Raw genomic sequence first — 13,922 nt, forward strand, 5'->3', positions numbered from 1 at the left:
TCAAAATAAAGAAATGCCAATTCAAGGTCAACCCTCAAATCGGCATTTCTTATCTATTTCATGATCAATTCATACAATCTGTACAACATCACTGCGGTATTTCCTCTTGTTGCCTCTTTCTTAGGATTAAAACTGTTTTCGTCCAATCCCTCAAATATCCCGTTATATTTTCCTATTGCTACTCCTTTTCTTGCCCAATCCGATATTTCGTCTGCATCCGTATATTTTATTTCTTCTTCTTTCTGTTCCCTATAAAAGTTATTTTTCAGTATGTTTCCTATTATCTTTGCCATCTCTTCGTTGGTTATATTGGCTTGAGGCTCGAAGGTTTCCTTCGTTTTTCCATCTATAAGCCCTTCTCCATATACTGCACATACTGATTTGTAATACCATTTATCTTTTGATACATCTTTGAATGGCAATTCTTTATTTCCTTCTTCGTCATATTTCATCATCCTTGATATTAAGGCTGCAAATTCTCCTCTTGTTATGTTCTCATTGGGAGCATATTCTTTTTCTGTTCTTCCTTTGATTATCCCTTTTGAACTCAAGCTTCTTACTGATTCTCCTATTATATCGTTTCCCTTAATGTCTTCAAATTCTCTATCTCCCTCCTGTGCAATAAATCTTCCTGTATTCATTGTTATGAATTTAACCGTATTGTCTGTATTGTCATATACTCCTCCCAGTTCTTCTTTATTCCCTTCATTGCCTATCTGCAATACTCCTATATTAGACTGTACTTTTATTTCTTTTGTATAAGGAATCGATATTTCTATTGGCTTGTTTAGCACTATCTCTTTACCAGCCTCATCTTTTATTGATATTTCTACTCCATCTGCTATTTTAATAATTTTTATATCTAATTTTTCACCTCTGTTTATCAATTCTTCAGATAAGGATACTATCCCCAGTTCTGTTTTTATTTCTATTGTTTCTATTCCTTCCTCTTTAGCTTTATTTAATGCTTCTTTTGTTATGAACAGTCCTATTTCATACTCCTGTCCTTTCCCTATTTCTATTACTTCCTTATTTTGTATGTTCCTTGTAGGTTCTATGTTTTGTTCTTTAAGTTTTTGGTCTATTTTTTTTGCTGTAGTTATAAATTTATTATTTATATAATCTTCTCCTATCGTCTTTTCGTCTTTTGAAAGTTTTACTCTTGAAAGTTTTTCTGCTCCTTTTTCTACTAATTTTGCAGATATTGTTTCTATTTTCTTCCCATATTCCTTTCCTATATTTTTGACTATCTTACCTTGGTTTGTTATGGTTTCATTTATTAATTCTTCCGTTTTCGTTTCCGATGGTGTTTTGTTTATCAGTTTGAGTACAAATTCCAGTACCTTTTCCGAAGTTTCTTCTATTTCTTTTCTGCTCTCCTGCAACTTAGCTTTTTCCGATGCTCTAATAAGTATAGATTGTATCTGCGTATTCTTTGATAATATTATATTTATCCCTTCTTCTGTAGTTATCCTATCTGTTGCTTTATTCATTATTGTTAGTACGTCTCTCATATCTTGAGCTATCTTTAATGCAGTTTTTTCTTCTTTTATCTCTTTTCCGTCTCTTGCTAATTTCCCTGCTGCCGATTCCACCGCTCTTAATATCTGATCTTCCGTGGAATTAGGATCTGTTACCGTTTTGTATTCTATTTCATATTCGGGATTCTTTATCGGTTTTACCTGCTCTTTTCCTTCCTCTTCTTTGATAACTTCTTTCTGAGGTATCTCTTCCCCTGTTACCGTTATTTTTACAGGTACGGGACGGACTATATTCCTTATACCTTCTCCGCTAAACCTTTCTGCCGATACATAATATGTCCCTGGGCTGTTAAATTTCAATACTGCTTTTCCGTTTTCATCAGTAACTGCAGGCTCACCATCTACCGAAAATGCACTTTCGTTTACGTATATTTCCGCATTATCGACTTTCTCTTTTATAGTAGGTCCTCTTCCGCTTTCATCGTTTAAATCCGTTGCCTCTCCCGTGAGAGTTACGGTTACCTCTTCTCCAGTTTTAACACTTGTTTTGTTGGTGGAAATCTTTGTATACCAATTTTCAAACCCATAGGCACCGAAATACCATTCTATTACATCCCCGTCTTTAAGATAATATGCATTGGATCCATAGTTGGGAAGCCATCCGTTTACCCTGTACATCCAACCTGATGTAGATCTGTAATCGAATTCCCTGTCTCCGTCCACCATGGCAAGATACAGAGACCAACCATAGTCCTGATAATCATAATCAACTCCTTCAGCTTCCATAGCCTTTATCGTAGCATGGGCAACAGTAGATCCTTTGAATTTTTCTTTTCCCCAGCCTTTTGACGGTGTGGCGGAACTTCCGCTTGCCGGTCCTAAATAATCATCCAATCCGAATCTTGATACCTTTATATCTCTCATAGGTACTACCGTATGATCATATCCCTCAATTCTTATCTGTACGGTAACTTCTTTATCGTTAGGATCCGCCGGAGGATTAGGATTGTTTGGATCCGTCGGATCATTTATATCTTTAGTTTTTATTATGATTTCATCACTAAAATCCGAAATATTTCCAAGATTATCAACTGCTCTTATTTTATATTTATATTCCGTATTATAACTTAAGGCATCGGGATCAACAAAAGAATCTCCCTCGGCATTTCCTAAATATTTGCCGTCTCTATAGATTTCAAAATACTTTATTCCCGATTGGCTTACTGCCGTTATATTTTTTAATGTTACTTTATTTTTACTTACTTCATAATCAAATTTTACTCCCGTCGGTTTTGTTTCATCCCCGAATACTCCGTATATTGAAGAATTATTGGTAATGTTTACGGTTAACTTTTTATTGGAAACATCATTCCCGAGATATTCAAATTTGTTGGAAGCATTGTTAAAAATATATATGGCGGATTTGGTTAAATCTTCTCCTGAATTTACAGGCATTCTAAGTAAAATATCATCCGATTCATCTACACCTTCAAGAGAAATTTCTATTATCTTTCCGTGTAATTTTAGGGAACTCTCTTCTCCCGGTTTTTTTGAATCCGTCACATCTGAAACCATTATAGTAGAAGAATCGGGATTATATGAGGATTGAGGAAATTCAGCATCTATCCCTCCGGCAAAATACATTTTACCGTCTTGAGAAATTTTTACTTTTTTACCCAGTTCAATTCTGTCATGTTCATCTTCATCATCATGAGTCCAGTCGTAAATGGAGCCTTTGCCCTCCACAAAGAATATATATTGATCCAATGCATAAAGAGCCTGTTCCGATGCCATACCGTTAGTTGCCAGACTTCCACCTACTTCCGTATGGGCTATTCCTCCATCAGCAGTCTTAAAGCTTAAAAGGGCTTCCACTAAATTTTTATTCTTTGTAAATTCAGGTCCCGTCGGATCTACCCCGTTGGTACAAAGTCCCATTATCACTTGAGAGCATGATTCCGAATTTACCGTCCCCCAAGAAACAAATCCTCCTTCAGGTCTTTGAATTTGTGAAAGAGCATCTACGGCTCTTGCGATGGCAGCTTGTACCTGAGGATAATCTTTATTGTTATAGGGTGCAAGAGCAGTCATTACCATTCCGCTCATATCGGGATCCGGATCTGTTCCTTTCCCCGCTAATTGCCAACCGCCATTTGTACATTCATTATTAAGAAGATACTGAATCATCCTGTCTCTATTCCACTTTGCATCAGCTGGGATATCATATTTTTTACTGTCCACTGCTATAAGTCCGAAAGCAACTCCGTTGTTCCCTTGTCCTTCTATATCTCCGTTATATATCTTTTCTATAAGGTTATACCCGCCTATATTGGTAGGATCTCCTCCCGCTGCCGTAACTCCCAAAGTTATTCTTTCGTAATCTGTTATGTTGGGAAGAATTCCTTTATTCATTACAATATAGTTTTCCGTCGATTCCAAATAACTGCTCGGAAGACTCTTTCCTGCCCTGTTCACTCCCACGGACACCCAGTCCATGCTGTAATGATTAGTAAGTACCACGTCGGAAAGGACATCAACAGTACTTCTCACTTCATCAATAATAGCATCACTTATTTGGAAAGAAGCTGGATATTCCTCCCCATTTATTTTTAAGATAAATTTATATAGACCTTTTTCCAATGTAGAAGGAATATCTATACTTCCGGAATTATATCCTGAGTTGGTAAATGAAGTCTTCCCTTCAATGCCTATCGGATTTCCTCCCTCATCCGTTACAGGTTCATTATTGGCATTATATAAATATACATTATAATCTGTATTTGGATTAATACCCTTAACTCCGAATTGGAACTCAACTGCCGTTTCTTTTCCCTCAACTATAAAGTTTTTGTTAATTACGAATCTGCCCAGCAATGTAAAATATCCGTAATATTTATCACCATCAATTGAAAACTCCAAAGCATATTTTCCGCTGGGAAGTTGGTTCAGTTTTTCCATGTTCTCGGGAGTATTTAATCCTGTATTAATATTGCCCTCCAAAATCCCTTGGGATAACACTACTTCTTCCCCACTAATCAACGGATATTTCCTATTTATATAATCATAAACTTTGAGTTCGTATTCTTTCCCTTTATAAGACTCTCTATCTAATCTAACGCTCAAGTCAAATGTGGTATCCTTAAATATCAGACTGTCTACACTAATCGTGATATCCGCCGTATAGCGTACTTGTAGAGCAGCAGTATAAATTTCCCCGTATCTTATCTGGAGGCTATAAGAACCTCCCTCGAGTTTGTCGGGAAGAGGAATTTCTCCTTCATATTTCCCTTTTTCGTCTAAATTTAAAGAATATATGGATTTTCCGTCTATTGGGATTCCCTGCCCCGAACTTTCATTATTGAGAGACAAGGTAACTTCTCCGTCAACCCAGGCCGGAGTATTAAGTTCCACATACAATTTGTTTCCGTCAGTTGTTTTATTTATTTTCGAATACTCTCTTACGGAAAAAACCCATTCTAAACTTGTACTATATAACGTTTCGCCATCTACAACCAAATTAAATAAATAATTGGTAGACCCTTGGTCTTCCCTTAATTTCAAATCACGAGGCAAAGTAAACTTTACAGTTGCTAGTCCATTAGAATCTGTACTGCCGGAAACCTCAATTTCATCTGTTTCTATTCCACTACCTAGCGCTGGTGACAGCGTGACAGTAAAATCTTTGTTGACTTTCTCTCCTAAATTTACATTTATATTAAATTCAACATCTTTTCCCCATACTGCTTTATAAGAATCAACCGGCTCATATCCGTCTTCAGAGTCAGGTTCACCATATACCGCATAGAATTTTCCCTGAATAAAATTATTTTGATCATATCTGTCCGCCTCAAAGGTCATAGGACTATATACTATTCTTATGGGAATCTGCTTATACTCGATTCCCTCCGATTCAAGAACTAAGTCGTATTTGAGTGGCTTTATATCTTTAGTTAGAAAAATCTCTACACTGGCTTTCCCACTACTGTCAAATTGTCCTTCCTTTAAGGTCTTGTTTTCATCCTCTCCATCTTCGGTTTCACCTTTAATAACCAATTCAAAATCTTTTCCCGCTAAATCAGTAGCTTCGATATCAGCCGTTATAGTATCCTTATTGGCCTCAAATATTCTGTTTTCTCCTATATCAAATTTCGAAACGGGATTTTCAACATTGATAAAGGGAACATAGTAATCTTTGGTTGGAGAGGATAAACGAATCCTCAATCCCGGAGTTCCATATTTTAATACCTCATCACTGAGAACAATTTCATTGGAAGTATATCTGCCCTCATTATCTAAAGATGGTTTGTCTCCTATAATCTTCAATTTTGAAGAGGAATCTGTTGTATCTATAATGTTTACATAAGTAATAGTGCTATTGGCTTTTTCAGGAATATTTAAATTTATAACAAAGCTTTCTCCTGCGCCTACACTGCCTTTATTGTAAGTAACTATCGGATTCAGCGGAAACGGTACAGTGTAAATATCCGAGCCCGATTCTATTTTCAGAACGGCTTTAGCCCATTTTAAATCTTCAGGAATAGATATCTCTATATCCGAACCAGTATTTTCTACTGGTCTTGATTCATTCGTATAAGAATTAACCAAATATATTTTTAAATCAGGGTTATAAATTTCTTCATTTATAGTGGCAGTTATGCTGTCATTGGCAAATTTTCCGGTATCATCATAGGTATTAATTCTATCTTTATCATAAGTAACAATATCAGTAAAATCTATATTTACTTTTTCGACAGACAGTTCCGAATCACCAACGGCAAATTTTAAAGCATACATATTGTCATTTATGTCGTTGGATACAAGATTTCCCGGTATTGAAATGTCAATACGGCCCGTCCCGTTATCATCCAATGTTACACTGTCTACCGAACCTTTATCTTCTCCGGTATAGCTATCATAAAAAATTATATCAACATCTTCGTTTACATGCTCGGGATAATTTATAGTACCTGTTATATTTTCCCCTGACGAAAATATATCTTTATCAAAGCTTATCCCTTCGGGTATTTCGGTCTGTTCATGGAGAAGAACATTTTCTTTCAGTGGGAAAGGCAAAGTATAGGTTTCCAAATCCGATTCTATTCTTAAAAGAGCTTTCCCCCATTTTAAATCCTCAGGAACGGATAAAATCATATCCTTGGACTCTGGTTTTTCCGCAATCAGTATTGTTTCATCATTATCCGGATTTACCAGATATACTTTTAAATTCTCATTAAAAATTTTTTCATCTATGGAAACGGCAATGCTGTTATCCCTAGAAGCATAAACTTCTTCTTTATCATATTTAACCATACCGCTGAAATCTACATTTACCTTTTTGACGGACAGCTCCGAATCTCCAATGACAAATTTCAGAGCATACATATTGTCATTTATGTCGTTGGATGCAAGATCTCCCGGTATCGAAATGTCAATATTACCTGTCCCGTTGTCATCCAATGTTACATTGCCTACCGAACCTTTATCTTCTCCGGTATAGCTATCATAAAAAATTACATCCACATTTTCGTTTTTATGTTCAGGATAATTTATGGCTCCTGTTATATTTTCCTCTGCCGAAAATGTATCTTTATCAAAGCTTATCCCTTCAGACACTTCCGACTGTTCTTTAATTTCATCATTCTGTTCGGACTTTTCTTGACTCTCCTCATTAGGAACAATATCCTTGTTTTCCTCGGATTCTTCCGAAGTCACGGTATCCTCCGTTCCTTCCTCTCCCTTCTCCGGAATTGTTGTATTTTCCTTGTTGGATTTCTCAGAAATTACGCTGTTTTCTTCATCTGTAGGATTTTCCGTATTTAAATTGTCCTGTGCATATGATATACTCTTCGGAAAATCCTTAGAACGAAAGATTTCTCCATAAAAAGAACTCCCGTTAGTAAATATCATTGTCAGTATTATACATAATGATAAAATACGTTTGAACCTTTTCATTAATATTCCCCCTCTTTATAACTAAAAAAATAAAAGCCCCGGTTTCACATAGAATCCGAGACTTTTTAACAGTCAGCACTTTATAATAAATTTCATTTTACCTCAATCCCGGAAGGTTAACGTTATCCCCATATAGGCAGGTCTCCTGACTTATGGCTCAACGTTACCTTTCCCCTTCCCAAAAATAAAATTTTCAGTGGTATATTTGAAAGGCCGCTCCCCACTTACAGTGACCGGATCGCTCAGGATTTTCACCTGATTCCCTTTTAATCTCTAAAAACAGAGAACCTAAAGGTAATATTCAATTATTTCAATAGTTTACTTTCAAATCTATCTTTATTATATAACATATTTTGATTATAAACAACATCATAAAAAGAAAAACACGAAGTGATCGTCAAATATTCTCCTTTTTAACAGTTGATATTTTTAAAATATTTCGGTATAAAAATTCTGAATAACATGATAAAATATATAAACAAATCGGAAGATTATTCTGCTTTAAAGAAAACAATATCCGTGAATATAACGGATTATGATATGATTCCTCAAAATAAAAAGCTTCACAGCAGTTTTAAGATATTGGAAAAGGATAAATATTTTCCGCTGACCGAAGACCTTCAGATTCACTTTTTGGAACTGCCGAAGTTAAAGTAAAAAGAAATAAAAGAATTACAGAATAAATAATTTATATAAACAATATATGCCAATTATTAAAAAAGTAATGTAAAATATTTTATGTAAACATTATAATAAAATAACACTCATTTTTGTCAATAATTAGTATAAATAACAACTAATAGATTACAAAGAAAATTATTTATTTTCACAAAAGCACAGATTATTTTACATTACCCATTACTAAATAAGGAATCCCGATTCAAGGTCAATCCTCGAATCGGGATTCCTTATTTATCTCATGATCAATTCATACAATCTATATAACATCACTGCGGTTTCAGCACGGGTTACATTTTTCTTCGGCATAAAGTTACCGTCAAATCCTCCGACAACTCCATTCTGAACTGCTATGGCTGCAGAGTCCTTTGCCCATGATGCTATGGAATCTTTATCTTCAAATCTATCTAATGCTTTTTCATCTTTATTGTCATATGATTTATTTTTCAATATATTTCCTATTATTTTAATCATTTCTTCTCTCGTAATATTCCCTTTCGGATCAAAGGACGTATCTGATTTCCCGTTGATCAGGCCACTCTGGTATACTGCAGATACCGAATCATAGTACCATTCATCTTTATCCACATCCGCAAAAGGAATGTCTCCATTTGAATTTTCATTTAATTTCAACATTCTGGAAACCAATGCGGCAAATTCCGCTCTTGTAATATTATCCGATGGCACAAACTCACTTTCCGTTTTCCCTTTTATTATACCCTTTACCGTCATAGACTCTATTGCAGATTTCGCCCATTCCACATCCGACGTATCTTTAAATTCCTTACTTCCTTCTTTTACTACGAATTTTCCGCATTTGTTTGTCAAGAACTTTATAGTCTTAGTCGCCTCATCATAAACTCCGCCTACAGACTCTTCGGTTCCGTCTTCATTTATCAGTACTGCTGTTACATTGTCAGGATTTTTTACTTCTCCATCAAATGCTATTTGAACCTCTATGGGTTTCTTAATTTCTGCAGTATTTCCTTTTTCATCCACAGCATTTAACTCCAAAGTCGAACCGTCTTGCTTAGCCGTAAGCTTTACTTTTACCCCAAAGGTGTCCGGTGAAATCTTGATTTTTCCGTTCTCTAATTTTATTTCTTTTTCGGTTTTCAAACCTACGGGTATTTCCACTTCCAACGGTTCTTTTACACTTTCTTTTGTTTCCGTCGATGTCGATTTATCCGAATCGGTTGTTGTTTTTCCCGAACCGTTCGACGTATTTGAATTCGAGTCGTCTGAATTATCGGGTTTTCCTGGTCCTTCAGGTTTCTCAGGTTCCTAGGGTTTTCCCGGTTCCACTTCATCCTCCTTATATACAACTTCAATTTCTGCCGGGAAAGCATCTTCCGCAATATCTATGTTTTCTTTTTTATTTAAAACCGTTATCTTTTGTATTTTTGCCTTATCAAATATTTTACTCCCTATTTTCTCAATAGTTGAAGGAATATCTATTTCTTCTATTGCCACTCCTTGAAATGCACCATAGCCTATTGTTTTTAACCCTTCATGTAAAGTCACTTCTTTTAGGCTTGTACAACTATAAAAAGCAGAGGTATCGATACTTCCAATACTTCCCGGAATATCTATTTCTTCTACTGCCGTAGAACCAAATGCAAGACGGCTTATTGTTTTTAACCCCTCATTTAAAATCACTTCTTTTAGATTTATACAACTATAAAAGGCTTTTTCACGGATGCTTTCAACACTTCCCGGAATATCTATTTCTTTTATTGCCGTTCCTTGAAATGTACCATTTCCTATTGTTTTTAACCCCTCATTTAAAGTCGCTTCTTTTAGGTTTACACAACTATAAAAGGCTTTTTCATCGATAATTTCAACACTTCCCGGAATATCTATTTCTTCTATTGCCGTTCCTTGAAATGCACCAACGCCTATTGTTTTTAACCCCTCATTTAAAGTCACTTTATTTAAGGTTGTACAACTACTAAAAGCATCTGTACCGATACTTTCAACAGGAATTACTTCCCCATTTACTTTAAATTCACTGGGTATGACAATTTCCGTTTCAGTCCCTGTATATTTCGTAATCTCTCTCTTTCCCGCATCAAATTCATATCCCAGTTCTTCAGGAGTTGGAACTTCTTCTTCCGAAGCGGCAGCAAAAGTTTCCGGCTCCGATTCAGGTTCCTCAGGGATTTCACCTTCCGTTTCTTCTTTCTCCGGAGCTTCTGCACCTGTTTCTACATTTTGCTGTATATCCAGCCCAACATCTTCAGCAAATACGAAAAATGGAAAAGAGGCCAACATCATGATCCCTACCAGGACTATTGACAACAACTGTCGTTTCCTTCTTATCATTGTTTCTACACTCCTTTTTTTATTTTAATAAGATGAAAAAACTAAGTTAATCAGCGGCTTCTTACTTTCCATGATACGGCGCCGCCCTTTCCGTGTATCACGGATAATTTTCTCTCTTGAACATTCCCCCCTTTCAAAAGGATTTACATGTTAAATATTCAACCTAATTTTACAGGTTATATTATCCCTCGTCTTCACTTCTTCATCACCTATATAGAATTTTAATTCTTCCAGGTTGTAAGAATCATATCGTTCTTCATTGGTACTTAATTATACGGATTATGCTAAAACAAGCGATAAGAAACGATATCTTATTTTCCTTTGCGTGTAATCCCTCCTTCACTTTCTTCCTTTCCTATTTTGAAATTCAAAAAAATAAACAGCCCTAACTTCCGATAAAAGTCAGAGCTGCTAAACTCATCATGTGTTATAATCTACAATATTATTTATTATATCAAAAAACAACCAAATATAATTTCACATATCCCTTTCATCGGAAGGTAATGCACATGTCTAAGCAGGTATCCTGACTTGTGGATCAAAGCAACGTTTTCCTTCGCCTTCCCATTTATTATCTAAACAGTGACTTCTTGAAGAAACGCTCCCCACTTACAGTGACCGGATCGTTCAGGACTTTCACCTGATTCCCTTTTAATCTTTGTCTTGAGATAAAAAACTTAAACCGTTGATTATTAAATTATTATAAAATTAATCTTTTTATTAGAATGAGTATACCATATAAATCTAACTGCTTCAATATTTAATAATCAAATTTTATATCATTCTTTAAAAAATGACATCTATTATTGCATATATGCAAATATTTTGGCAAAATAAAAAAGTGTCAGATAGTTTTACACTTTTCTTATTTTAATAAGAGGGAGAAATGATTTTCTTTTGGGTCTTTGACATTCGAATAATAAAAAAAATCGCTGAAGTCGTTGAAAATACTTTATTTTTTTGTCAACTTCCAAATATTGTTGTTGCACAATGTGTAATAATATATTATTTGGAGAAAAAAATTTTAAAGGATAAAAACATTACGTACTTTTTAAAAGTTAAAAAAACTGGAACGTCCCATTCTCAAGACTTATCAGAGTTTTTATGCCTTGTAAGTGTCAAAGATGAGGATAATATGTTTTAATTATAAACAACATCATACAAAATTAATATTATTCAAAAATATAATATTTATAAAAAATAAAGAAGATATCGCCCGGATATCTTCTTTATTTTTTACTGAATTCCTCTTAAAAACTTTTAATAAAAATAAATATATTGATATAAAATTATTCTATAACTGTACTCTTACTATCTCCGATTTGACAATCTTTGGACAATGGTCTGGATTCTCTGTTGTCCCATACCATTTTCCTTCAACATAAACTTTTACATTTTCTTCCTCAAAATCTTCTAAATCAGTTTCGTCAAATACAGCTTCTCCATCGTTTATTGTGGCATATATTTTATTTCCTGATTCGCCTTCTAATACAACTCTGCCTTCATCTAACGGAACCGTAATTATCTGCCAATTCCATACATCTTCAAATATCTCTGCATCAACATCTACTGTCATGTTTCCTGATGAATCAAAATTTACATCACTATCGTCAAGGATTGGGAAATAGGTATAAGACGGACATGCATAGTACCATGTAATCTTATCTCCTTCTGCAACTTTAGAATTAGCCGGATCTCCTGCGGAATATCCGTGAAGAACATTATTCACCCTGAACATCCATCCGGAATAATAATCTTCATTGGGAAGATATCTCTTTTCATATTCTCCGTTTATTCCTCTGACATAAATTCCGGAACCCGAACCGGAAGCATCTAAAGGAATGTCATTATCCGAACAAATCCTCTCCAGAACGTCAAAATATGTCTCATTTGTATCTGCAGCAACTTCTTCACTCTCAAATACAATGCCGCCTTTATCCGAGGTGCTCACTATTTTATAGCTTACTGTGGTAGGAGCTCCAAAAGCCATATTGGATAAAAATAAAGTTAACACCAAAACCAGTATACTAATACTCTTAAACTTGTTAATTCCTCTAAATTTTTTCATGATATTTCCTCCTTAAATTTTTTATTTTTTAAAGTAAGATACCTTTTGATATTCTGTATCTCCTCCCTTCTGAAATCTTATGTTTATCCCTTGTCCCCCCTTACCCTAATTTTATAAAATAAATTATAAAAATAAACAGCCCTAACTTCCGATAAAAGTCAGAGCTGTTAAACTCATCATATATTATAATTTACGATATCTATCATATTAAACAGGTTAAGTATAGTTTTACATATCCCTTTCATCGGAAGGTAATGCAATATGTCTAAGCAGGTATCCTGACTTGTGGATCAAAACAACGTTTTCCTTCGTCTTCCCATTTATTTTTTAAACAGTGACTTCTTGAAGGAACGCTCCCCACTTACAGTGACCGGATCGTTCAGGATTTTCACCTGATTCCCTTTTAATCTTTGTCTTGAGATAAAGAACTTAAACAATTTATTATTAAGTTATTAAAAGTTTAATTCTTTTACTATAATCAGTATACCATATAAATCTAATTACTTCAATATTTAACAATCAAATTTTGTAATATTTTTTAAACTTTCTTTAAATGATATTTTATTGTACAAGCATGAATATTTTGGTAAAATAAAAGAAAGGCAATCGGGAAAAAGCAGGATGTGGTGGGAGGTGGTTGATATGACTACAAAAGTAAACATAAAACAATTTTGAATTTTCTCTTTTTTACTTATTCCGTTACCAGCCATATCAATAAAACGGCAAACCATACCACATTTTCTAAATTCATAACTGCAGTATTAAGTTTTAAGTATTTTAAAAATTTTGGTTTTTTATTGATACTACTGTTAAATAACATACTTAAATAAAAAAGAGTCAATATACAATAAACAATACCTGTCATGAAAAATATTGTTTGTCCGTTTAATTTAAAGCAAATCGTAAGAAATATAGCCCATATGCCTTTAAGAAACCCCGCCATTAATTCAACTAATCCGCCTAAAAGACCATTCAACATCCATTCATCTCTGTTCTCCCATAAAATCTTGTCTGTACCTTGAACCTTTGCAGAATATGATAAATGACCTGCTTGTAACAGCATCGTAAATATAAAAAGTAAAAGTGACAATACGCCAAATATTGTTCCAATCAGCAAAAAGTCATATTCCTTCATTTTAATATAAATTGCAAAAGGGATTGGAAGCCAACAAAGAAACATTAATGACATTAACAAGTGTAAAAACCCACTTTCATTGGCTAACAATAATCTTTTAAATGAGCAGGCTATAAACATGAATAAAAGTATTCCGATTACTCCCATAATCACGGTTATAACAATCAACAATAATTCCTCCTTACTCAATACAATTTAGAAAAATAAACCTATTAAGACAATAAACTGAAATATTACATAACGATTATTCATACTAATAATATCACAAAAGAAAAAAGAGAAA

6 protein-coding genes and 3 riboswitches are annotated in these 13,922 nt (G+C 34.3%); of the genes, 1 reads left to right on the forward strand and 5 read right to left on the reverse strand.

What is annotated here, in order from left to right:
• Positions 1 to 53: 53 nt before the first annotated feature.
• Positions 54 to 7,433 carry an S-layer homology domain-containing protein gene (locus tag PP176A_RS04660; protein ID WP_071139302.1) on the reverse strand — a complete coding sequence of 2,460 codons (7,380 nt, stop codon included), beginning with the start codon at positions 7,431 to 7,433 and terminating at the stop codon, positions 54 to 56.
• Positions 7,434 to 7,551: 118 nt separating this feature from the next.
• A riboswitch (cobalamin riboswitch) is annotated at positions 7,552 to 7,739 on the reverse strand.
• Between the two features lie 156 nt (positions 7,740 to 7,895).
• On the opposite strand from PP176A_RS04660, the gene PP176A_RS04665 reads away from it, so the two are divergent.
• The gene (locus PP176A_RS04665; RefSeq protein ID WP_143037640.1) at positions 7,896 to 8,090 is read left to right on the forward strand and encodes a PD-(D/E)XK nuclease family transposase; all 195 of its coding nucleotides are present in this window, start codon (positions 7,896 to 7,898) and stop codon (positions 8,088 to 8,090) included.
• A 255-nt stretch (positions 8,091 to 8,345) separates the two neighbouring features.
• Here the strand turns inward: PP176A_RS04665 and PP176A_RS04670 are convergent, their stop codons facing one another.
• From PP176A_RS04670 to PP176A_RS04690, 4 genes are all read right to left on the reverse strand, one after another.
• The gene (locus tag PP176A_RS04670; protein ID WP_234958819.1) at positions 8,346 to 9,248 is read right to left on the reverse strand and encodes an S-layer homology domain-containing protein; all 903 of its coding nucleotides are present in this window, start codon (positions 9,246 to 9,248) and stop codon (positions 8,346 to 8,348) included.
• 147 nt (positions 9,249 to 9,395) lie between these two features.
• Positions 9,396 to 10,436 (reverse strand): leucine-rich repeat domain-containing protein, encoded by a 1,041-nt coding sequence (locus PP176A_RS04675; RefSeq protein ID WP_071139305.1) that lies wholly within the window; start codon positions 10,434 to 10,436, stop codon positions 9,396 to 9,398.
• Between the two features lie 499 nt (positions 10,437 to 10,935).
• A riboswitch (cobalamin riboswitch) is annotated at positions 10,936 to 11,132 on the reverse strand.
• Positions 11,133 to 11,730: 598 nt separating this feature from the next.
• On the reverse strand, positions 11,731 to 12,504 hold the full coding sequence (locus PP176A_RS04685) for a DUF4430 domain-containing protein (protein ID WP_071139307.1): 774 nt from the start codon (positions 12,502 to 12,504) through the stop codon (positions 11,731 to 11,733).
• 251 nt (positions 12,505 to 12,755) lie between these two features.
• Positions 12,756 to 12,952: riboswitch (cobalamin riboswitch) on the reverse strand.
• 243 nt (positions 12,953 to 13,195) lie between these two features.
• Entirely contained in the window at positions 13,196 to 13,810 is a 615-nt protein-coding gene (locus PP176A_RS04690; RefSeq protein WP_159429034.1) for a hypothetical protein, read from the reverse strand.
• Between the last annotated feature and the right edge of the window lie 112 nt (positions 13,811 to 13,922).

It is taken from the genome of Sporanaerobacter sp. PP17-6a, from assembly GCF_900095615.1.
Taxonomy (GTDB): domain Bacteria; phylum Bacillota; class Clostridia; order Tissierellales; family Acidilutibacteraceae; genus Acidilutibacter; species Acidilutibacter cellobiosedens.

Excerpts from the sequence above, each read along its gene's own strand:
- PP176A_RS04660 (WP_071139302.1), bottom strand. The coding sequence starts at position 7,433 with ATGAAAAGGTTCAAACGTATTTTATCATTATGTATAATACTGACAATG.
- PP176A_RS04665 (WP_143037640.1), top strand. The coding sequence starts at position 7,896 with ATGATAAAATATATAAACAAATCGGAAGATTATTCTGCTTTAAAGAAA.
- PP176A_RS04675 (WP_071139305.1), bottom strand. The coding sequence starts at position 10,436 with ATGATAAGAAGGAAACGACAGTTGTTGTCAATAGTCCTGGTAGGGATC.
- PP176A_RS04685 (WP_071139307.1), bottom strand. The coding sequence starts at position 12,504 with ATGAAAAAATTTAGAGGAATTAACAAGTTTAAGAGTATTAGTATACTG.